General features: G+C 73.4%; 21 protein-coding genes. 6 read left to right on the forward strand and 15 right to left on the reverse strand.

The annotated features are described in order from the left end of the window. Positions 1–10: 10 nt before the first annotated feature. The 7 genes from ACIBF8_RS19770 to ACIBF8_RS19800 form a co-directional block, all read right to left on the reverse strand. Positions 11–409, reverse strand: a complete 399-nt coding sequence (locus ACIBF8_RS19770; RefSeq protein ID WP_396784645.1) for a TraR/DksA family transcriptional regulator — start codon at positions 407–409, stop codon at positions 11–13. Between the two features lie 164 nt (positions 410–573). Continuing rightward, positions 574–1,236 (reverse strand): uridine kinase, encoded by a 663-nt coding sequence (locus ACIBF8_RS19775; RefSeq protein WP_396784646.1) that lies wholly within the window; start codon positions 1,234–1,236, stop codon positions 574–576. Between the two features lie 41 nt (positions 1,237–1,277). Then, positions 1,278–1,883, reverse strand: a complete 606-nt coding sequence (locus tag ACIBF8_RS19780) for a winged helix-turn-helix domain-containing protein (protein WP_396784648.1) — start codon at positions 1,881–1,883, stop codon at positions 1,278–1,280. A gap of 248 nt (positions 1,884–2,131) precedes the next feature. Beyond that, positions 2,132–2,668: a winged helix-turn-helix domain-containing protein gene (locus ACIBF8_RS19785; protein ID WP_396784650.1), complete on the reverse strand. Its 537-nt coding sequence runs from the start codon at positions 2,666–2,668 to the stop codon at positions 2,132–2,134. Between the two features lie 48 nt (positions 2,669–2,716). Next, positions 2,717–3,205, reverse strand: a complete 489-nt coding sequence (locus ACIBF8_RS19790; protein ID WP_396784652.1) for a rhodanese-like domain-containing protein — start codon at positions 3,203–3,205, stop codon at positions 2,717–2,719. A gap of 45 nt (positions 3,206–3,250) precedes the next feature. After that, positions 3,251–3,676, reverse strand: a complete 426-nt coding sequence (locus ACIBF8_RS19795; RefSeq protein ID WP_396784905.1) for a cysteine dioxygenase — start codon at positions 3,674–3,676, stop codon at positions 3,251–3,253. A gap of 136 nt (positions 3,677–3,812) precedes the next feature. Next, complete coding sequence (locus ACIBF8_RS19800; RefSeq protein WP_396784654.1) at positions 3,813–4,190, reverse strand: signal peptidase I; 378 nt, start codon at positions 4,188–4,190, stop codon at positions 3,813–3,815. Between the two features lie 148 nt (positions 4,191–4,338). Between ACIBF8_RS19800 and ACIBF8_RS19805 the strand changes: the two genes are divergently transcribed. Both ACIBF8_RS19805 and ACIBF8_RS19810 read left to right on the forward strand, forming a co-directional pair. Then, on the forward strand, positions 4,339–4,686 hold the full coding sequence (locus ACIBF8_RS19805; RefSeq protein WP_396784906.1) for an ankyrin repeat domain-containing protein: 348 nt from the start codon (positions 4,339–4,341) through the stop codon (positions 4,684–4,686). Between the two features lie 31 nt (positions 4,687–4,717). Further along, positions 4,718–5,668, forward strand: a complete 951-nt coding sequence (locus tag ACIBF8_RS19810) for a DUF3500 domain-containing protein (RefSeq protein ID WP_396784657.1) — start codon at positions 4,718–4,720, stop codon at positions 5,666–5,668. A 142-nt stretch (positions 5,669–5,810) separates the two neighbouring features. On the opposite strand, the gene ACIBF8_RS19815 is transcribed toward ACIBF8_RS19810, so the two are convergent. From ACIBF8_RS19815 to ACIBF8_RS19850, 8 genes are all read right to left on the reverse strand, one after another. Further along, positions 5,811–6,569 (reverse strand): class I SAM-dependent methyltransferase, encoded by a 759-nt coding sequence (locus tag ACIBF8_RS19815; protein ID WP_396784658.1) that lies wholly within the window; start codon positions 6,567–6,569, stop codon positions 5,811–5,813. Between the two features lie 74 nt (positions 6,570–6,643). Next, the gene (locus tag ACIBF8_RS19820; RefSeq protein ID WP_396784659.1) at positions 6,644–6,838 is read right to left on the reverse strand and encodes a DNA-binding protein; all 195 of its coding nucleotides are present in this window, start codon (positions 6,836–6,838) and stop codon (positions 6,644–6,646) included. Further along, on the reverse strand, positions 6,835–7,329 hold the full coding sequence (locus ACIBF8_RS19825; protein WP_396784660.1) for a DUF2231 domain-containing protein: 495 nt from the start codon (positions 7,327–7,329) through the stop codon (positions 6,835–6,837). The genes ACIBF8_RS19820 and ACIBF8_RS19825 overlap by 4 nt, the downstream gene beginning before the upstream one ends. A 334-nt stretch (positions 7,330–7,663) precedes the next feature. Beyond that, complete coding sequence (locus tag ACIBF8_RS19830) at positions 7,664–8,404, reverse strand: GAF and ANTAR domain-containing protein (RefSeq protein ID WP_396784661.1); 741 nt, start codon at positions 8,402–8,404, stop codon at positions 7,664–7,666. Between the two features lie 179 nt (positions 8,405–8,583). Further along, positions 8,584–10,875 carry an accessory Sec system translocase SecA2 gene (secA2, locus tag ACIBF8_RS19835; protein ID WP_396784662.1) on the reverse strand — a complete coding sequence of 764 codons (2,292 nt, stop codon included), beginning with the start codon at positions 10,873–10,875 and terminating at the stop codon, positions 8,584–8,586. Positions 10,876–10,950: 75 nt separating this feature from the next. Next, a complete protein-coding gene (locus ACIBF8_RS19840; RefSeq protein WP_396784663.1) occupies positions 10,951–12,732 on the reverse strand; it encodes an ABC transporter ATP-binding protein in 1,782 nt (593 codons plus the stop codon). A gap of 51 nt (positions 12,733–12,783) precedes the next feature. Continuing rightward, positions 12,784–13,878 carry a zinc-binding alcohol dehydrogenase gene (locus ACIBF8_RS19845; protein ID WP_396784664.1) on the reverse strand — a complete coding sequence of 365 codons (1,095 nt, stop codon included), beginning with the start codon at positions 13,876–13,878 and terminating at the stop codon, positions 12,784–12,786. After that, complete coding sequence (locus tag ACIBF8_RS19850; protein ID WP_396784666.1) at positions 13,871–14,881, reverse strand: Gfo/Idh/MocA family protein; 1,011 nt, start codon at positions 14,879–14,881, stop codon at positions 13,871–13,873. Before ACIBF8_RS19850 ends, ACIBF8_RS19845 begins: the two co-directional genes overlap by 8 nt. A 228-nt stretch (positions 14,882–15,109) precedes the next feature. Between ACIBF8_RS19850 and ACIBF8_RS19855 the strand changes: the two genes are divergently transcribed. The 4 genes from ACIBF8_RS19855 to ACIBF8_RS19870 all read left to right on the forward strand — a co-directional run bounded on the left by ACIBF8_RS19855 (position 15,110) and on the right by ACIBF8_RS19870 (position 18,766). Then, positions 15,110–16,093 carry a glucosyl-3-phosphoglycerate synthase gene (locus ACIBF8_RS19855; protein ID WP_396784907.1) on the forward strand — a complete coding sequence of 328 codons (984 nt, stop codon included), beginning with the start codon at positions 15,110–15,112 and terminating at the stop codon, positions 16,091–16,093. A gap of 136 nt (positions 16,094–16,229) precedes the next feature. After that, entirely contained in the window at positions 16,230–17,387 is a 1,158-nt protein-coding gene (locus ACIBF8_RS19860; protein WP_396784667.1) for a glycosyltransferase, read from the forward strand. Between the two features lie 82 nt (positions 17,388–17,469). Continuing rightward, positions 17,470–17,928, forward strand: a complete 459-nt coding sequence (locus tag ACIBF8_RS19865) for a DUF4383 domain-containing protein (protein WP_396784668.1) — start codon at positions 17,470–17,472, stop codon at positions 17,926–17,928. Between the two features lie 109 nt (positions 17,929–18,037). Further along, positions 18,038–18,766, forward strand: a complete 729-nt coding sequence (locus tag ACIBF8_RS19870) for an ATP-binding protein (RefSeq protein ID WP_396784669.1) — start codon at positions 18,038–18,040, stop codon at positions 18,764–18,766. Positions 18,767–18,834 lie beyond the last annotated feature (68 nt).

Genomic DNA, 18,834 nt, shown 5'->3' on the forward strand with positions numbered 1-18,834 from the left:
CTGGCCTCGCTCAGGCCGCCCGCCGCTCGCGGTTTTGCTTGCACGTCACGCACGTGGTGGCGGACGGGAAGATTTCCAGCCGCTCCACCGGGATCGCCGCCGAGCAGCCCTCACACCAGCCGTAGGTGCCCTCCGCCAACCGGCCGAGGGCGTGCTCGTACTGGGCGCGGCGGTCGAGGATGGTGCGCAACAGGGACTGGGCGGTGTCCCGCTCGGCCGTCTTGGTGCCACTGTCGGCCTGGTCGTCGCCGGCGGTGTCGCCGACCTCCACCAGCCGCAGCACCTGGCTCTGGAGCACGGCCTGGTCGTACTCCTCGGTCAGCTCGTCGTAGCGCGCCTGGAGGGACTGCCGGATCTGATCGATCTCCGTCTGGGACCGGGTCGCACCGACCGTGTCGTGGACGAGCATCGCTGCCTGCCTTTCCTGGGCCTGTGGCTCAAGGTGAACCGGGTGCCGGCGGCGCGGGGCCCCGGTCACGGTCGCGTTCGGTACGCGGGCGATCACCCGCGCTCTGTGAGCCGGGCGAGTACCCGCCGGATCAGCCGCGCAAACCGACAAATTTTCGGTGCGGGTCAGCCGTCCTCGCCGGGCTCCACGAGCGCGGGTCGGCGGGGGTCGTCGGCCCGTACCACCACGTCGGCGAAGCTCGCCGGGACGACCTCCTCGGCGTACCGGTCGAAGGCCGGCAGCGCCCAAAGCTGTGCCGGTTCGGTACGCCGGCGCAGCGCCGCCGGGGACAGCTCCAGGTGGACGGTGACGTCGAAGGGCAGACCTCCACCGAGCAGCAGCGAACCGCTGACCAGGACGACGCCACCGGGTGCCAGGTCGACGTAGCCGGCGCGGCTGGCCCGGTCGGCGTCGGCGTCCCAGAGCGACGGGAGGAGCCGGCCGCTGCCACCCGGGCCGGCCGGGTCGAGCACCTCGCGGCGCAGCCCGGCCTCGTCGACCCAGCCCTCGTAGAAGGAGTCCGGGTTGGTGCGCCCCAACTCGAAGCGCAGCGACGCGGGGCGAAGGAAGTCGGCGGCGCGGACGTGCAGCACCGGGCGGCCCTGGGCGCGCAGCGGGTCGACCAGCGCGGCGGCCAGTTCGTCGACGCCGGCGGCGGGAGCGCCGTCCACCGCCACCCGCAGCCGCGCGGGCCCGGCGGTGGCGGTCGCGACGCGGGCCGCCGCGTCGGCCAGCCGGCCGGTCAACTCGGTGACGAGCAGGTCGGGCGAGATGGGGCGGATACGCACCGGACCATCCTGCCCCGGGTCGGGTGAGCGGGTGACGCTGGTCAGCCGGTGCGGTCGATGGTGACCCGGGCGTCGTCGGCCAGCCGGTAGCCCACGCCGTAGACGGTGGTGACCAGTGGGACGTCCACGCCGACCTTGCCGCGCAACCGACGCACGTGCACGTCGACGGTCCGCACACCGGCGTGCTCGTAGCCCCAGACGGCGTTGAGCAGTTGCAGCCGGGTGAACACCCGGCGTGGGTGGGCGACCAGGTGCAGCAGCAGGTCGAATTCCAGTCGGGTCAGCGGCAGCGGCTCGTCGTCGCGCAGCACCGAGCGCGACGAGGCGAGGATGTGCAGGGCGGGAATTGTCGAGCTGAGCGGGCGGGCCGGTGACCGGCCGGCGGGCGCCTGGTCGGGGCGGCGTTCGGCCGGAACCGAGCCGATGATCACGCCTTCGCCCCGCTCCAGCATCTCCCGGGCGGCCTCCAGCAGCCGACGCGCCGCCGGGGTCAGCGACTCCTCACAGGCCAGCGGAATGGACAGCGTCACGGTGAGCACGGGAGCGGCGGTGTGCGCCGGGCGACGCTGGCCGCCCGGAGGTCGACCGGGCACCGCGGGTTGGGACGTATGCCATCCGGCGCGCGACGAGGCAGGGCTGACCGACATGGTCCTCCTTGGGCTGGTCCGGGTATCTCCCCACGGCCCGGGACGCCGCTTCATCGATGCTTCCCGGCGCCTGGGCGAGGGTCAAGAGGCGGCTGCGTTGCATGAATGTGACAATTGACGAACACATCGGAGCCAGATGCTCGCTCTGCGTACGAGGCCTGATGATTACAGCAGAGTCGTCGAGATGCCCCGATACGGGGGTCCCCGACCGGTCCATCAGGCCGGTCACATCGCCGCCGGACCAGGGCTCAGCTGCGGTGATCCACGGTGATCGGGGCCTCGTCGGCCAGCCGGTAACCGACCCCGTAGACGGTGGTGACCACCTCGACGCCGGTCAGCTTGGCGCGCAGCCGGCGGACGTGCACGTCCACGGTCCGGGCCACCGCGTGCTCGTAGCCCCAGACGCTGGAGAGCAGTTGCAGGCGGGTGAAGACCCGGCGGGGCCGCTCGGCGAGGAACAGCAGCAGCTCGTACTCGATGCGGGTCAGCGGGATGACCCGACCACCTTGGCGGACCATCCGCGAGCCGGCCAGGATGCGAATGTGGTCCGGCTCGGCGGAGGCGGGGCGCGCGGCCGGCCCCGGCGCCGACGCTCCGTCCTGCCCGGCACGCAGTTGACCCTCTCCCGATTCGGCCAGTTCGCCGAGTAGTTGCACCAACCGGGCCAGCCGAGGGCTCAGCGGGCCCGGGGCGAGGTCGAGGGTGATGGTCAGGGTCGGGCCGGTGCGCGGTCGGGCCGGGCGCAACCCTGGGTGGCGGCGGGTCGGGATGGCGACGACGGACATGGTGCCTCCAGTGGCGGTACGCCCGCCACGCCGGGTGTGGCGTGACGGTCAGTGGCGCGCCCACCCGGCGTTGACCGGGGACGCGAGGGGCGAGCGATGGTGCAGGGGGATGGGGCCGAGGGCCGGCAGGCCGGCGATCCGCCAGGCCGCGAACCCACCGACCACATCGGTGGCCCGATGCAGGCCGAGGTCCTGCAGCGCGGCGGCGGCCAGTGACGAGGTGTAGCCCTCCTGGCAGAGGATCATCACCGGTATGTCGTAGTCGACGGCCTGCGGCAGCCGGGCCGGGCAGCGTGGGTCGAAGCGCCACTCCAGCACGTTGCGCTCGACGATGAGCGAGCCCGGCACCACGCCGTGCGCGGCGCGCTGCGCGGCCGGGCGGATGTCGACCAGCAGCGTTCCCGTCCGGTACGCGAGGTGGGCCCGCTCCGGCTCCAGTCGGTGCAGTCGGGCCCGCGCGGCGGCCAGGATCTCGTCGATGCCCCGGGAGCCCGGCGGCGGCACGGGAGCGGGACAGGGCTCGGCGGCTAGTTGCATTCTCGGTTCCTTCCGGTGACAGGGGATCTCGGTGCGCGCGGCCTACTAGGACCGGCCGGCCTCGGCGACCTCGGCGACCCGTAGCCGCCCGTCCAAAAGGTGGTAGCGGGTCATCCGCAGCAGCGCCGGCCGGTAGACGTGCACGCTGACCGCCGGCACCGAGCCCCGGTTGGTCACCTGGTGCACGTGTCGGGGGCCGAAGCGGCGACCTGCGCCGGCGGGAAGCAGTCGGGGGCGCAGTCGGCCGGCGGCGACCGTCTCCTCGGTGAGCACGCCACCGACCACCCGGAACGCTCCGGAGGAGCCGCCGTGATCGTGCAGGTCGGTGCCCTGCCCCGGCAGCCAGCTGAGCGCCCACACCTCGTGCTCGTCGCTGACGGCGAGGCGGGCGTACCAGCGCTCGGCGGGGTCGAAGCACAAGGCGACCGGCCAGCCCGCCGGGTCGGCCCACCCGGCGGCAACGGTGAGCAGGTCGGGCTCCGGTGGTGCGTCATGGCGGTTCCTCGCGGGTCGTTCGGCGGGCTGCCCTCGTACTCTAGACGGCAAAGCCTATAGGTTTAGTAGGTAATTCCGTCTGTTGGGACGCGAGTCGTCCGCACCGGGCCGATCAGCGCAGTACGGGCGGGTCCGCCCGATAACCCGGCAGCGACGGCCAGCGCACGGTCAACACCACCGAGTCCCGCGCGGCGAACCAGGAATGGTCCACCCCACGGGCCCACACCACGTAGTCGCCGGGCGCGGCCAGCCGCACCGTCCGGTCCGGCAGCTCCACCCGGAAACACCCCTCGACGAGGACGAGCAGAGTGGTCCGCACCTCCCCGGTCGCCCACCGGGACCGGGCCTGCCCGGGCGGATGCACGCCCCACTTCACCTCGACGTCGGCGCTGTGCCGGATCTCCCCCGGCGGCGCGAAGTGTCCGAGCAGCCAACCCGCGTTGGTGGCACCGTCGACGCCCGCGTTGCCCACGTACACCGTCTCACCCATCGGACCCTCCCCCAGCGCGCCGGCCGAGCAACCTATCAGGGCCGGTGCGGGCCTCCTGGATCTCGTCCCGGCGAGACCGGGAGGCACGCCCTATCCTGGTTCGGTGACCGAGGACCTCGACGCCGAGACGCTGGCGTTCGCGCACCGGATGTTCGACCTGGCCCGAGCCGGCTCCACCGAGGAACTGGCCGCACAGGTCGACGCCGGCCTGCCGGTCAACCTCACCAACGACAAGGGCGACACGCTGCTCATCCTGGCCGCGTACCACGCCCACCCGGACACGGTGGCCGCCCTGCTCAGTCGCGGCGCCGACCACTCCCGGGCCAACGACCGGGGTCAGACCGCGTTGGCCGCGGCGGTCTTCCGCAGCAGCGCCGATGCGGTCCGCGCGCTGCTCGCCGCCGGCGCGGACCCGGCACACGGCAACCCGTCGGCCATCGAGTGCGCGCAGTTCTTCGACCTGCCCGAGATGACCGAGCTGCTGCGCGTCGGCTGACACCGGCACGGCCGGCCGGTATACAGGGTCGGTGGAAGATCCTCTGCCGGAGCAGATGCGGGCTGCCAGCACCGCCCTGCTGGCCGCTCTCGACCCCGCCGCCCGCGAAAGCGCCGTGCACCCGTTCGACGACGAGTCGGCGCGACGCTGGCTGGAATACCGGCCGCGGCCCCGACCGGGGGTCTGCCTCGCCGAGCTCGACGTCGCCGGCCGCAAGGCCGCACATCGGCTGCTGGCCACCGCCCTCAGCCCCTCGGCGTACGCGCAGGCGATGGCGATCATCTCGCTGGAGGAGGTGCTGGACCGGGCCGAGGGTTGGCAGCGCGGGCGGCACAGCGCCGACTACTGGGTGGCCGTGTTCGGCGACCCGGCGCGCGACGACCGCTGGGCGTGGCGACTCGAAGGACACCACCTGTCGGTGAACATGACGGTGGTGGACGGTCAGGTGTCCCCCGCGCCGATCTTCTTCGGCGCGAACCCGGCCGCGGTCCGCTACGCCGGTCGCCCGGTCTCCCGCCCACTCGGCGTCGAAGAGGACCTGGCCCGAGCCCTGCTCGACGCGCTCGGGCCGGCCGAACGGGCCGCCGCGATCATCGCCGACGAGGCGCCGGCGGACATCATCAGCGCCACCCGTGCACGGGTCGACGCGCCGCTGGAACCGCTCGGCGTACCGGCGCAGCGGCTGGGACCCACCGGCCGTGCGCTGCTCGACCAGGTGGTCGCGCTCTACCTCGACCGACTGCCGCCCGAGCTGGCCATCCGGGAGGCGGCGCGGCTGGACGCCGGCCCGCTGCACTTCGCCTGGGCCGGCCCGACCGTCCCCGGGCAGCGGCACTACTACCGGGTGCAGGGCGACGACCTGCTGATCGAGTACGACAACACCAGCGCGGACGGCAACCACGCGCACACCGTGCTGCGCCGCCCCGCCAGCGACTTCGGCGCCGACGTCCTAGCAACCCACCGAAAAACCCACCCCCATTAACCCCTCCCCCGCCCCGCCCCACCCCGCGCCAGCCCCCGCCGCCAGCCCCCGCCGCGCCGATCTTGCAGTTTCGGTGGTCTAAATGACCGGGTACGCGGCTTTTGCGAGCACAGCAAGTGCAAGATCGGCGCGGAGTGAGAGGTCAGGGGCGGGTGGCTTCGATGAGGAAGCGTTGGGCGTGGGCGACGAAGGGGCCCTCGGTGGTGATGCGGGCGTGCAGCGCGTGCAGGGGTGCGCGGTAGCGGTCGACCGTGAAGCCGGGCACCGTCCAGACCACCTTGCGCAGAAACCAGACCACCGCGCCGATGTCGGAGAAGGTCGCCCGCAGGGTGGCCCGGCGCAGGTCGACGACCCGCAGCCCAGCGGCCTCGGCGGCGGCGACTGCGTCCTCGGGGTGTCGCTGGGTCGGCGGCGGCAACGGACCGAGGATCGCCACGCTCAACTCCCGCATGGTGCCCGCGCCGATCTGCTGCGACAGGAACGTTCCGCCCGGGCGCAGCACCCGCGCCGTCTCGGCCCAGTCGGTACGCACCGGATGACGACTGACCACCAGATCGAACGAGGCGCCACGAAACGGGAGCGGCCCATCCGGTGCGACGGCCACCACCGTCGCGCCGACCCGACGCAGGGTGCGCCGGGCGACCTCGACGTTCGGCGGCCACGCCTCGGTGGCGGTCAACAGCTTCGGTGGACGCGGCACCCCGGCGAGCACCTCCCCGCCGCCGGTGTCCACGTCCAGGGCCGTTTCGGCCTGCGCCATCCGGTCGGCGACGAGCCGGGCGTACCCCCAGGGTGGCCGTTCCTCGGTGGCCCGGCCGGCCAGCCAACCGAAGCCCCACCCATCGACGGGCGCGGCGGCGGCCTCCGCGATCAACTCCTCGGCGTCACGCTCGGCAATCATGGCGGTCAGCCTCGCGGCCGGTCACCCGGGCCGCAACCCCATTTGCCGCCCAACCCGGGCGTCAGCGGTCAACGTCAGCCGAGGCTGAGCCTGTGCTCTTCGAGGGCGGCCTGGAGGATTCCGAGCGCCTTCGGGCCCATGCCGTGCAGCTTGGCCAGATCCGCCCGGGGGACGCCCGCGAGCTGGCGCAGCGCGGTGTAGCCGGCGCCGTGCAGGGCGCGGGTCGCCGGCGCACCGATCTTCGGAAGGGTGTCCAGAGACGAGGTCATCCGCGGCTGGTGGACCGACCAGCCGCATCGACGCCGGCGAGCGCATCCAGGCCGCCGGTCTCGGCGCGGCCGGAGTCGAACTGGCGCATCAGCCGGGCGCCCAGGTGCACGCCGACCCCGCCAACAGCCAGTGCGACCAGCTCGGTGACCAGGATCGCTACCGACGCGCCGCGCTGCGGGGAGTGCGACCGGACCAGGCAGGTGAGCAGGAACATGGCGGCCATCACCGCGTTCACCAGGTTGAAGGCCACGGCGGTACGGCGGGTGCGGTCGCCGGGCACGTCCCACAGGTCGACCATGCCGGCCACGGCGGTCAGCGCGGCGGCGACGAGCGCGGCGACGCCGGTCCAGTAGCCGACCTCGCCGAGGAACGCGGGCCCGCCGACGACGTCGGTGAGGTCGAAGACGGTGGCGCTGACGAAGAGCCCGAGTGGGAACGTCACCAGCATCGGTTGGATCGGATGCCCCTGCACCCGTAGCCGGCTCTGCATCGGTCCTCCCCCGGGTCGGCGCAGCTCACCTGACCAGAGTGCTACCCGAGGTCGGTCGACGCGAAACGATGCCGCCCGACTCGCCGGTCACGGGGAGAACGGGCACGGTGACCACCGCCCGTCGAGGCCGAACGGCCGGACCGGCGGGTGATCGACTCGGGTTTCGGGAAATCGGGCCATCCGCGGGCGACACCGCGGATTCAAAGAACCCGAGTCGATCAAAGCGCCCACGCAGCCGACACGGCGGACACGGCCGGCGCGACCGACACGGCCGACGCGGCGGACGGCGCCCACGCGGCCAACACGGCCGACGGCGCCCACGCCGCTGGCGAGGTCAGCTGTCGCGTTGGCGGGAGACCGTGCGGACCAGCCGTTCGGCCACCTCGCGCAGCGGGATGTCCAGCGACGACGCGGCGGTACGCAGCACGTCGAGGGCTTCGGCCGGCGGGCACCCCCGCTGCGTCATGATCACACCGACGGCCTGGCCCACCACGCCGTCCTGCAGGAGCGAGGCGTCCCGTTCGCCGGCGAGGGTGAGCTGCCGGCCACGGTCGCGGACGGCGGCGAGCAGCAGGCCGGCGTGTTCGGCGAGCAGCATGGCGGTCAACTGGTGTTGCGGGGTCAACAGGTCCGGGGCGGCGGCGTAGAGGTTGATCGCCCCGATCACCTGGTCGTCGATGTCCACCGGCGCGGAGATCACCCCGCGTACGCCGAGGTCGCGGGCGCGCGCCGTCCAGGCCGGCCAGCGGGGCTCACCGGCCAGGTCGGCGGCGAGGATCATCTCGCGGCGCTGGATCGCGCTCATCGCCGGCGAGTCCGGCTCGTGGCGCAGGTCATCCAGCCCGGCCAACCGCTCGTCGGAGGCGGCCACTCCCGCCGGTTCGCCGGCGCGGAGGGCGGTGAAGCCGCACCAGCGCACTCCGGCCACCGCGTCCCGGGTGACCCGGACCAGCGCCAGCAGCGCCTCATCAAAGTCGGTCAGGGCGATCAGACCGGCGGTCAGCTCCCGTAACAGTGCGGCTGTTTCCAGGACGCCGAGGGTGTGCACCACCGGTTCCCGCGTGTCGAGGTTCACCGGTTCGCCGCCTCCGTGCCCTCTCGCGCCTGCCCGGCAAGCATCGTCACCTGTGTCATCGTCTGCTCTCTCCCGACTCGGCCGACCAGCCCTACTACCCTGGGAAACACGGGTCGAAACGGCGTAAATCGGGGACCCTGCCGCAACCGCGGGCGCGGCCGGGGCCCCGGCGATCTACGTCAGCGCGAGCCGCCGCTGAGCCGCCGGCCGATCGACGCGATCAGGCGGTCGAGCTCGGACCCGAACGGGTTGTCGTGCACCAGGTACGTCCAGGTGGCGGTGGGCCGGACCAGGGTCCCGTCGTCGGGCTGCCAGTCCTCATCGAATTCGGTCTCGTTGAAGGTGGCGATGGTGCGGGCTTCGATCTCCGGGATCAGGTCGTTGAACGCCGGCACCGCGGCCCGGTGGAACTCGTCCAGCGGGTCCAGCCGGCCCAGTGCGCGCAGGTGCACGCCCTCGCGGACCTCCGACAACTCGGCCAGGTGCTCGGCCCAGAGCCGGTCCAGGTGGTAGAGCGCGATCGACCGGGCGGCACGGGCGAGCAGGTCCTCGTCCATCTCGCCGGCCTTCTCCGGCTCCTTCTCCAGCAACATCACGGCGGCCACGTCGCTGGTCAGCAGCCGCTCCCGGCGCGCGGCCAGCGCCTTGCGCTGCTGCTCGATCACCACGCTGTAGCGCCAGGTGTTGCGGTGGATCTCGTGATTGACGCCCTCGGCGACCCGCTGGGCGTGCTCCACCGCGTAGTCCACCTGCTCATCGGTCACCAGGCCGTCGGCGTTCATCCGCGGTGACGCCGGCACCGAGTCGGCCGCGTGCCGGACGACGAGGTCGTCCTCCAGGCTGACGAAGAAGACCGAGCCACCCGGGTCGCCCTGCCGGCCGGCGCGACCGCGCAGCTGGTCGTCCACCCGGCGGCTGTCGTGCCGGCCGCTGCCGATCACGTAGAGCCCGCCCAGCTCGGCAACCCGCTCCTGGTCGCTCTGGTCGCTGCCGCCGAGGCGGATGTCGACGCCCCGGCCGGCCATCTGGGTGGAGACGGTCACCGCGCCGTACGCGCCGGCCTCGGCGATGATCGCCGCCTCCTCGTCGTCGTTCTTGGCGTTCAGCACGACGCAGGGCACCCCGGCGGCGTTCAGCCCGGCGGCCAACCCTTCGGACTCCTTGACGTCCAGGGTGCCGACCAGCACCGGCCGCCCCTTGGCGTGCCAGCGCTGGATCTCGTCGATCAGCGCCTCGTCCTTCTCGGCCCGGGTGGCGTAGATGCGGTCCGGCTCGTCCTCACGGATGCACGGCGTGTTCGGCGGGATCACCGCGACCTCAAGGCCGAAGAACTCCCGCAACTGGTCGCCGACCAGCACCGCGGTGGCGGTCATCCCGCAGACCTTCGGGTAGAGGGCGATGTACGCCTGCACGGCGATTGTGCCCAGCACCTCACCCTCGGCGGTGGCGTCCAGCCCCTCCTTGGCCTCGACAGCGGCCTGCAGACCGTCCGGCCAGCGGCGGCGCTGGGCCACCCGGCCGCGCATCTCGTCGACCAGCTCGACCGAGCCGTCCCGGACGATGTAGTCCACGTCACGGTGCAGCAGGGCCTGGGCGTGCAGTGCCACGTTGACCGCGGAGAGCTGCGCGACGTGCTCCTCGTCGTACAGGTCGATGCCGAGCTTGGCCTCGATGGCGGCCAGGCCGGCGGAGGTGAACGCCACGCTCCGCCCGTCCTCGGCGACCGTGTAGTGCTTGCCCTTGCGCAGGCCACGGACCAGCGCGGCGGCGGCGTGCACCGGGTCCTGCTCGCCCGGCACCGCGCCGGCCAGGACCATCGGCACCCGCGCCTCGTCGATCATGATCGAGTCGGCTTCGTCGACGATCGCGGTGCTGAGCGTGGGCTGCACCCGGTCCTCGATGTCGGTGACCAGCTGGTCGCGCAGGTAGTCGAAGCCCGCCTCGCTGACCGAGACGTAGGTGACGTCGCAGGCGTACGCGTCGCGCCGCTCCTGCGGGGTGGAAGCCTCGTTGACCCAGCCGACGGTGAGGCCGAGCAGGGTGTAGACCGGCTCCATCCACTGGGCGTCGCGGCGGGCCAGGTAGTCGTTGATGGTGAGCACGTGCACCGGCCCGTTGCCGAGCCGAACGTGCCCGTACGCGGCGATCGTCGCGGTCAGCGTCTTGCCCTCACCGGTGGCCATCTCGGCGACCTTGCCGGAGAGCAGCGACATCGCACCGAGCAGCTGCACGTCGTACGGCCGCTGGTCGAGGCCACGGCGGGCGGCCTCGCGGCCGACGGCGCAGATCTCCTCGTAACCGACAGCGGCGCCCGCGGCCTCGGTCAGCTCGGCGTCGTCGAGCGCGGCGAGGTCAGCCTCGCGCGCCTCGATCGCGGGGAGCAGCTTCTCCAGCGGAGCAAGATCCACGGTCGAGCCGGGGCGCTGGAGGAACCGCCGGAACTTGCTCTTGAACCGTTGCGACACACCCATGAGCGGCAACGGTACGCGATTCGGGCCGGCGTGCGCGGCCCGGTCGCCCGGCAAGTTGGCCTCGCGGCGACGAAGTCAGCCGACCAGCAGCTGGTGGCTGGCGAGCTCCCGGTAGAGCGGGTCGGTGGCGGTCAGCTCGGCGTGGGTGCCCACGGCCACCACCCGGCCACCGTCGAGGACCACGATCTGGTCGGCGTCGACCACGGTGGCGAGCCGGTGCGCCACGATCAACAGCGTCCGGCGGACGGCCACGGCGTCGATGGCGCGGCGCAGCGCGACCTCGTTGCGGGAGTCGAGGTTGCTGGTCGGCTCGTCGAGCAGCAGCACCGGCGGGCCGGCGAGCAGCGCGCGGGCGATGGCCAGTCGCTGCCGTTCACCCCCGGAGAGCAGGACGCCGCCCTCCCCCACCTGCACGTCCAGGCCCTGCGGGGTGCGCTGCGCCAGGTGGCCCAGGTTGACCTCGTCGAGGACCTCGCGCAACCGGTCGTCGGTGGCGTCCGGGGTGGTGATCAGCAGGTTCTCCCGCAGCGTGCCGGCCAGCACCGGCGCCTCCTGCTCGACGTAGCCGAGCCGGGCCCGCAGCGCGTCGCGGGGCAGGTCCCGGACGTCGTTGCCGTCCAGTCGGATCGCGCCGGCACTCACCTCGTAGAAGCGTTCGACCAGGGCCAGCAGGGTGGACTTGCCCGCGCCGGAGGGGCCGACCAGGGCGGTCCGGGTGCCGGCGGGCACCGCGAAGCTGACCTCGTGCAGCACCGGCTCGCCACCCGGGTAGCCGAACGCCACCCGGTCGAACTCGATCATCGGGGTCGGGCGGCGCGGGGTCGCCGTCGCGGCGGCGGGCGCCGGGCGGTCGTCCGCGCCCTCGGCGGGCACCGCGAGGATCTCCTCGATCCGCTGCAGGGCGCCCAGGCCGGACTGCAACTGGGTGTACGCCCGCAGCACCTGGCCCAGCGGGAGCGCCAGCAGGAACAGGTACATGACGAACGCGACCAGGTCGCCGACGGAGATCGCCCCGGCGGCGACCCGCGCCCCGCCGATGCCGAGCACCAGCAGGAACGCGCCCTGCACGGTGACCGAGCCGATCGGGCCGACCAGCGCCTGCACCCGGGCCACCCGCAGCCCCGCCGCGTACGCCTCCCGGGCGCTGCCGGTGACGGTCTCCGTCTCCCGGCTCTCGGCGCGGCTGGCCCGGATCGTCCGGGCCGCGGAGATGGCCCGCTCCACCGCCGAGGTCATCTCGCCGATCCGCTCCTGGGCGGTTCGGGCCAGCGCCCGGACCCGGCGGGCGAAGGTGGCGGCGAAGGCCAGCCCCAGCGCCACCCCGAGCAGGGTGACGCCGAACAGCAGCGGGTCGAGCAGCACCATGGCGGTGCCGGCGCCGACCACCGTCACCGCCCCGGTGACCGTCTCGAAGAGCCCGGAGGTGACGACCGCGCGCAGCAGCGTGGTGTCCGAGCCGACCCGGGAGAGCAGGTCGCCGGTGCGGCGGCGGTCGTACTCGGCGATGGGCAGCCGCAGCAGGTGCCCCGCCAGCCGTCGCCGGGTGCCCAGCACCAGACCTTCGGCGGTGCGTTGCAGGAGATAGTCGCGCAGCCCGCCGATCGCCGCGCCGAGCACCACCAGGGCCACCAGCACCGCCACCAGCTGGGACACGCCCTGCTCGGCGCCGATCCGGTCGAGCACCGACCGGGTGAGCAACGGCTGCGCCAGTGACGCCGCCGAGCCGGCCAGCGACAGCGCGCCCACCACGACCAGGGTGCCGCGGTGCTCCCGCAGGTACGGCAGCAGCGCGGTCAGGCCGATCGGCCGGCCGTTGGAGGTGCGGCGGGCGGCCGGCCGGTCCTGCACAGTGCTCATGCCGGGAACGGTAGCCGGCCTCGTCACCCCGCCGAGTGCGCTCGGGTCAGGTCAGCCGGCGAGCACCACCTGATGCTCGTGGCGGCGACGGTCGGCCAGGTCGGTGAGCAGGGTGGGCGCCTCGTCGAACGGCACCACCGCCGAGACGAGGTGCTTGCGGATCGCGTCCCCGTACGCGCGGAGCAGGTCGACGGTCTCGGCGGAGAGCCGTTCGCGGTCCCAGCTGGGGGCGAGCCCGCGCGGCACCCGGCCGATCTGCGCGCAGCGCAGCGACAGGCCGTTGTGGTGGAACTCCTCACCGAGGCGGACCGCGTCCGCGCCGCCCTGGTAGAAGGCGAGGTCGATGACGGTGCCCTGGGGCCGCAGCAGCCGCAGGGCGAGGTGCAACGCCCACGCCTGCCCCCGGCACTGGAACACCACGTCGGCGCCCCGGTCGCCGGCGGTGTGCGCCCAGCGGGTCTTGAGCACGACCGCCGGGTCGTCGGCGTCGGGGTCGGGGTCGAGGGTTTCCAGGCCGAGTGCCTCGGCGACCTGGCGGCGGTGCGGGGTGGGGTCGAGCACCACCACCGAGGCGGCACCGTTGCGCCGGGCGAACAGCGCCGTCAGCAGCGCCACCACCCCGGCGCCGACGACGGCGACGCGTCGGCCGCGTACCCCGTCGCCGAGCGCGCGGACGTCGGCGCCGTGCAGGTCGGCGGCGGCGTGCAGCAGACCGTTGGCGCAGATCGGGCCCATGTGTGCGACGTAGACGCCGAGCAGCGGGTCCAGGTCGTCGGGCAGCGCCACGAACCGTTCGGCGACCGGGTCGGCCAGCCAGCCGGTGCGGTGCCCGTACGTCATCGCGCCGACCGTGCCCACCGCGATCGCCGGGGTCTCGCTCTCCACCACCCGGCCCACCTGCATGTAGCCGAGCCGGGTCACCGGGTACGGCGTGCTCGCCGGGCCGGGCTGGAACAGGCCCAGGTCGGGGTTCCAGGTGACGTTCAGGTAGGGGTTCGTGCCCTTGACGTAGCTCAGCTCGGTGCCGGCGGAGACACCGCTGAACAGCGTCTCGACCCGGAACGTGCCGGGGCGCAGCGGCGCGGCGTCCTGCTCGACCAGCTCGACCCGGCCGGGGCCGGTGACGACCACGACCTTGTCACGCATCGACGGTCACCCCGGTGGCCAGCACCGTCGGCGCGGTCGGGGTGGTGAGCCGCACGGTCGATCCGGTCCGGGCCGAGTCGGCCACCGCGAGGGCCAGGCGGTGGGTGGCGAGCGCCTCGGCGTAGGGGACGCGTACGTCGTCACCCGTGCCGCGAACGGCGTCGACGAAGGCGCGGTCCACCGCCACCCGGGCGGCCTCCGGGTCGGCGGCGACGTGTCGTTCGCCGTCGGCGTCGCGGATCGACAGCCCGTCCTCGGTGATCGCGAGGGCCAACCCGTCGGCGAGGATCTCCAGGCCGGCGCGGTGCTTCCAGCCCAGCACGCACGCGGCGTTGAGCGTGCCGACCGCGCCGTCGGCGAAGCGCAGCGCGGCGGTGGTCACCGAGTCGATGTCGGCGCCGTCGACCGGCGGCGGCGTGCCGTTGCCGTACGCGGCGACCTCGGTGACCTCCCCGGCCAGCACGCGGATCAGGTCGAGCACGTGGGCGGCCTGCTCGACCACCGGGCCGCCGGAGCGGTCCCGCCGCGACCACCACGCCACCGGGGGCACCTTGTCCAGCCAGGCACCGCTGACCATCCGCACCGGACGGTCGGCGAGCAGGTCGCGGGCCTCATCGAGCACGCTCAGATAGCGCCAGTGGTGGCCGACGGCGGTGCGCAGCCCGCGCCGCGCGACCAGCTCGGCGATCCGCTCGGCGGTGCCCAGGTCGACCGCGACGGGCTTCTCCACGAACATCGGCACCCCGGCCTCGATGACCGCCTCCTCGGCGGGGCCGTGCGCGAACGGCGGCACGCAGACGTACACGGCGTCCGGGCTGGTGGCCAGCAGCTCGGCCACGTCGGCGCAGGCCCGCCCGCCGTGCTGCGCGGTCAGCGCGGACGCCGCCTCCGGCGCCACGTCGGTGACCCCGACCAGCTCCACGTCGTCGAACCCGGCCAGCACCCGCGCGTGTCGCTGTGCCACGCCGCCGGCACCGACCAGACCCACCCGGCATCTCCGCATCCCGACACCCCTTCGAAGACTTATTCATGTGCGATGGGAGCAGTCCCCTGGGGTGTGCGCAATCAAACGTTCATCCCCCGGGAACCCGTTGACGTCACCTCTGTGATCAAGCTGTTGCCGAGAAAGCGGTTAGCGGGTGATGAGGAATGGGAACAACCAATTTCGGTTTTTCCACGCACGAACGGAGGGGTGCCCGTGCGGGATACGACATCGAGCGTGTCACCGGTGGTGGAGGCGTGGGCCACGTACCGGACGACGTCGGCGGCCGATTGGCCAACTCGTCGACTGTTGCGTGCCAAGGGAGAGACCCGGGTCAGCGTGGTGCTGCCGGCGCGCAACGAGGAGGCCACCGTCGGCGCGATCGTGTCGACGATCCGGGAACACCTGATGGATCGGGTCGCCCTGGTCGACGAGCTGATCGTGGTGGATTCGCGGTCGACGGACCGCACCGCGCAGGTGGCCCGTGCCGCCGGCGCGGAGGTGGTCAGCCAGGACGCGATGACCCGGGGGTTGCCCCGGCTCACCGGCAAGGGCGACGCGCTCTGGGCCGGGCTGGCCGCCGCCGAGGGGGACGTGGTGGCGTTCATCGACGCCGACCTGCGGGAGTTTCGGCCACACTTCGTGAGCGGGCTGCTCGGCCCGCTGCTGACCGACCCGTCGGTCGACTTCGTGAAGGGCTTCTACCACCGGCCCCTGATGGGCACCGCCAGCGTGGAGCAGGACGGCGGGGGCCGGGTGACCGAGTTGATGGCCCGACCACTGCTCAACCTCTTCTGGCCCGAACTGGCCGGCTTCGTGCAGCCGCTCGCCGGCGAGTACGCGGGTCGCCGGGACGTACTGGCCCAGGTGCCGTTCGTCTCCGGGTACGGGGTGGAGACGGCCATGATGATCGATCTGCTCGATCTGGTCGGCCTGGACGCGCTGGCGCAGGTCGACCTCGGTGAGCGCAAGCACCGGCACCAGGACACCGCGGCCCTCGGTCGGATGTCCGCCCAGATCATGTTGACCGCCTGGTCCCGGCTGCAGCGGCGCGGCTGGGCGACGCCCGGGTTCGCACCGGAGGCGTTGCTGACCCAGTTCCGTCGTGGTGGCTCGGACACCCTGCCGAACCTGGACCGCGAGATCGTGGTCAGTGACGTGTCCATCGAGGAGCGCCCACCCTTGGCCGAGTTGCGCCACCGGGTGCCCCGGCGGCGGGTGGCCGCCGCGTGAGGGCGAGGAGTGAGCCGGTCCGGCGAGCCCCGCAGTCGCGAACCGACCAACCAGTGAGCGCGAGGAGTGAGCCGGTCCGGCGAGCCCCGCAGTCGCGAACCGACCAACCAGTGAGCGTCCGGAAGGGGCGGGCCCGATGAGCCTCACCGTGCTGATGAACGCCGGCCCGTGGCTGTCCGTGCCACCGCCCGGCTACGGCGGCATCGAGAACGTGATCGCCACGCTGGTGCCGGAGCTGCGGCGACTCGGCGTACGGGTGGTGCTCGCCTCGGTGGGCAGCAGCACCCTGCCGGTGGACGAGCAGGTGTCGGTCTTCCCCGACGGGCAGTTCGCCGCCTTGCAGCGGCCGTACAACCAGGTCTGCGGGATCGCCCAGGCGCACCTGGCCGGGGTGGTCCGTGAGCTGCACGCCCGCGACGACATCGACCTGGTGCACGACCATGTCGAGGCGGTCGGGCTGGCCACCCTCGCCGCGATGGGGCCGGCCGGGCCACCGACCCTGCACACCCTGCACTGGGACCTGGCCAAGCACCCGGCCCTCTACGGCGGGCTGGACGGCGGCGACCGGGTACGGGTCAACGGTGTCTCCGCGTCGCAGTTGGCCCGCGCCCCGCAGGCGTTGCGGGAGCACTCGGTGGGGCACGTGCACCTGTCCACGCCGCTCGCCGTGGACGCCGACCGGCGCCCCCGACCGGGCAAGGGCGAGCATCTGCTCATCCTGGGCCGGATCAACCCGGGCAAGGGGCAGGACGTGGGTGCCCGGCTCGCGCAGCGGGTCGGGCTTCCGCTGGTGCTGGCCGGCCCCGTCGGCCCGTACCATCGACCGGCCGACCTGGCCGCGGCCGGCGACGAGGCCCGGCAGAACCCGGACGTGCGGTTCTTCCTCGACGAGGTGGCGCCGCACGTCGACGGTGACCTGGTCCGCTGGGTCGGCACCGTGGCCGGGCAGGACCGCGACGACCTGCTCGCCAGCGCCCGCGCGTCGCTGTTCCCGCTGCGCTGGGAGGAGCCGGGCGGCACGGCGGTCGTCGAGTCGCTCGCCCTGGGCACGCCGGTGGTGGCCACCGCCCGGGGTTGCCTGCCGGAGCTGATCGAGCACGGCCGCACCGGGCTGCTCACCACCGACGAGGAGGAGTTGGCTGACCTCGTACTCGCCGCCGAGTTGCTCGACCCCGACGAGTGCCGGCGGGTGGCCGCGCAGCGCTTCACGCCGGCGGTGATGGCCCAGCGCTACGTGGAGCTGTACGAGCGGGTCCGGCAGCTGGCGAGCGCGCCGAGGCTGCTGCCGGCCTGACCCGTCGCCGTGGCGGCGGTTTGTCGACCGCGGCAGCGGGTAGCCGGCAGCGCTCATGCCGTCGCGCGATGAGGAGCCGGTGATGGTCGGACCGATGGCGCACTCCCGGGCCCGGGCCAACCCGGCCGACGGCAAGCCGCCGGTCCGTCGTGCGGCGGCGACGGTGGGGGTGCTGTTCCTGTTGGTCGGCGTGCTCGGCTTCGTGCCGGGGATCACCAGCGGCACGAGCGCGCTGCGCGTCGCCGGCCACGACTCGGGCGCGTTCCTGTTCGGCGTCTTCCAGGTGTCGGTGCTGCACAACCTGGTGCACCTGGCGTTCGGGGTGGCGGGTCTGGTGCTGGCGCGGACGGTCACCGGCGCGCGGACGTTCTTGATCGGTGGCGGCGCGGTCTACCTGGTGCTCTGGCTCTACGGGCTGGCGGTGGACCACGACACCGGGGCGAACGTGCTACCGGTCAACGCCGCCGACGACTGGCTGCACCTGGGCCTCGGCGCCGGCATGATCGCGTTGGGCGTCCTGACCGGCCGACCCCGGCCGTGACCAGGCCCAGCGGGGCCGTGACCTGCCTCCCCCGGCCGTTGGTCCGGTTTTATCCGGAACGGCCTCGGGTACTTGGCAGATCCCGACCCAGCAGCGAATCGAGGCGACGATGTCCAGCCGGATCACCTGCGAGGTGCGCACCACGGCACCGGTGGCGGTCGTCCGGCTCACCGGCGCGCTGCACCTGGGCACCATGCGCTCGGTGCACCATGCGCTGAACGACGCGCTCGTCGACCAGCCGGAGGCGCTGGTGGTCGACATGGGCGGGGTTGACGTCGAGGACCGACTGGCGCTGTCCGTCTTCGCCGCGACCGCCCGCCGGGCCGAGGAGTGGCCGGCCGTGCCGGTGCTGCTCTGCGCACCGTCGCCGCTGGCCGCGCGCTGGCTGGCCGAGTCGACCACGTGCCGGGTGCTGCCCGTGTCCGCCGACTGCGCGGAGGCGACCCGGTTGGCGGGGGCGACGTCCGCACTGCGGATGCGGGCCCGGCTGGAGCCGGTGGCCGAGGCGTGCCGGCGAGCCCGGGAGTTGGTCACCGACGCCTGCACGCGGTGGAACCTGCCGGACGCGTCCGGTCCGGCCGCGTTGGTGCTCAGCGAGCTGGTCGGCAACGTGGTGCGGCACGCCGGCACGCCGATGCAGGTGACGGTGACCCTGCGCCGGCCGTACCTGCACCTCGCGGTGGTGGACGGCAGCAGCGCGCAGGCCCGCCCGGGTGGCACGGACCTGCACGCCGAGGGCGGGCGGGGGCTGATGCTGGTCCGCGAGCTGGCCCAGCGGTGGGGCAGCGTGCCGGCCGGTCAGGGTAAGGCCGTCTGGGCGATGCTGCCGGCAACCTGAGCGTTCGAGGCGCTTGCCACCGGTACCAGCGTTCTGACCGAAATTACCGCTCTGGCCTGGTTACATGG

Origin of the sequence: Micromonospora sp. NPDC050276 (assembly GCF_044459545.1) — a bacterium.
Taxonomy (GTDB): domain Bacteria; phylum Actinomycetota; class Actinomycetes; order Mycobacteriales; family Micromonosporaceae; genus Micromonospora.

What these genes read in the sequence shown, in the direction of transcription:
- ACIBF8_RS19820 (WP_396784659.1), bottom strand. Translation starts at nt 6,838, where the DNA reads ATGACCTCGTCTCTGGACACCCTTCCGAAGATCGGTGCGCCGGCGACC.
- ACIBF8_RS19860 (WP_396784667.1), top strand. Translation starts at nt 16,230, where the DNA reads ATGAGCCTCACCGTGCTGATGAACGCCGGCCCGTGGCTGTCCGTGCCA.
- ACIBF8_RS19865 (WP_396784668.1), top strand. Translation starts at nt 17,470, where the DNA reads ATGGTCGGACCGATGGCGCACTCCCGGGCCCGGGCCAACCCGGCCGAC.
- ACIBF8_RS19845 (WP_396784664.1), bottom strand. Translation starts at nt 13,878, where the DNA reads ATGCGTGACAAGGTCGTGGTCGTCACCGGCCCCGGCCGGGTCGAGCTG.
- secA2 (WP_396784662.1), bottom strand. Translation starts at nt 10,875, where the DNA reads ATGGGTGTGTCGCAACGGTTCAAGAGCAAGTTCCGGCGGTTCCTCCAG.
- ACIBF8_RS19825 (WP_396784660.1), bottom strand. Translation starts at nt 7,329, where the DNA reads ATGCAGAGCCGGCTACGGGTGCAGGGGCATCCGATCCAACCGATGCTG.
- ACIBF8_RS19840 (WP_396784663.1), bottom strand. Translation starts at nt 12,732, where the DNA reads ATGAGCACTGTGCAGGACCGGCCGGCCGCCCGCCGCACCTCCAACGGC.
- ACIBF8_RS19785 (WP_396784650.1), bottom strand. Translation starts at nt 2,668, where the DNA reads ATGTCCGTCGTCGCCATCCCGACCCGCCGCCACCCAGGGTTGCGCCCG.
- ACIBF8_RS19790 (WP_396784652.1), bottom strand. Translation starts at nt 3,205, where the DNA reads ATGCAACTAGCCGCCGAGCCCTGTCCCGCTCCCGTGCCGCCGCCGGGC.
- ACIBF8_RS19850 (WP_396784666.1), bottom strand. Translation starts at nt 14,881, where the DNA reads ATGCGGAGATGCCGGGTGGGTCTGGTCGGTGCCGGCGGCGTGGCACAG.
- ACIBF8_RS19805 (WP_396784906.1), top strand. Translation starts at nt 4,339, where the DNA reads ATGTTCGACCTGGCCCGAGCCGGCTCCACCGAGGAACTGGCCGCACAG.
- ACIBF8_RS19815 (WP_396784658.1), bottom strand. Translation starts at nt 6,569, where the DNA reads ATGATTGCCGAGCGTGACGCCGAGGAGTTGATCGCGGAGGCCGCCGCC.
- ACIBF8_RS19770 (WP_396784645.1), bottom strand. Translation starts at nt 409, where the DNA reads ATGCTCGTCCACGACACGGTCGGTGCGACCCGGTCCCAGACGGAGATC.
- ACIBF8_RS19780 (WP_396784648.1), bottom strand. Translation starts at nt 1,883, where the DNA reads ATGTCGGTCAGCCCTGCCTCGTCGCGCGCCGGATGGCATACGTCCCAA.
- ACIBF8_RS19800 (WP_396784654.1), bottom strand. Translation starts at nt 4,190, where the DNA reads ATGGGTGAGACGGTGTACGTGGGCAACGCGGGCGTCGACGGTGCCACC.
- ACIBF8_RS19870 (WP_396784669.1), top strand. Translation starts at nt 18,038, where the DNA reads ATGTCCAGCCGGATCACCTGCGAGGTGCGCACCACGGCACCGGTGGCG.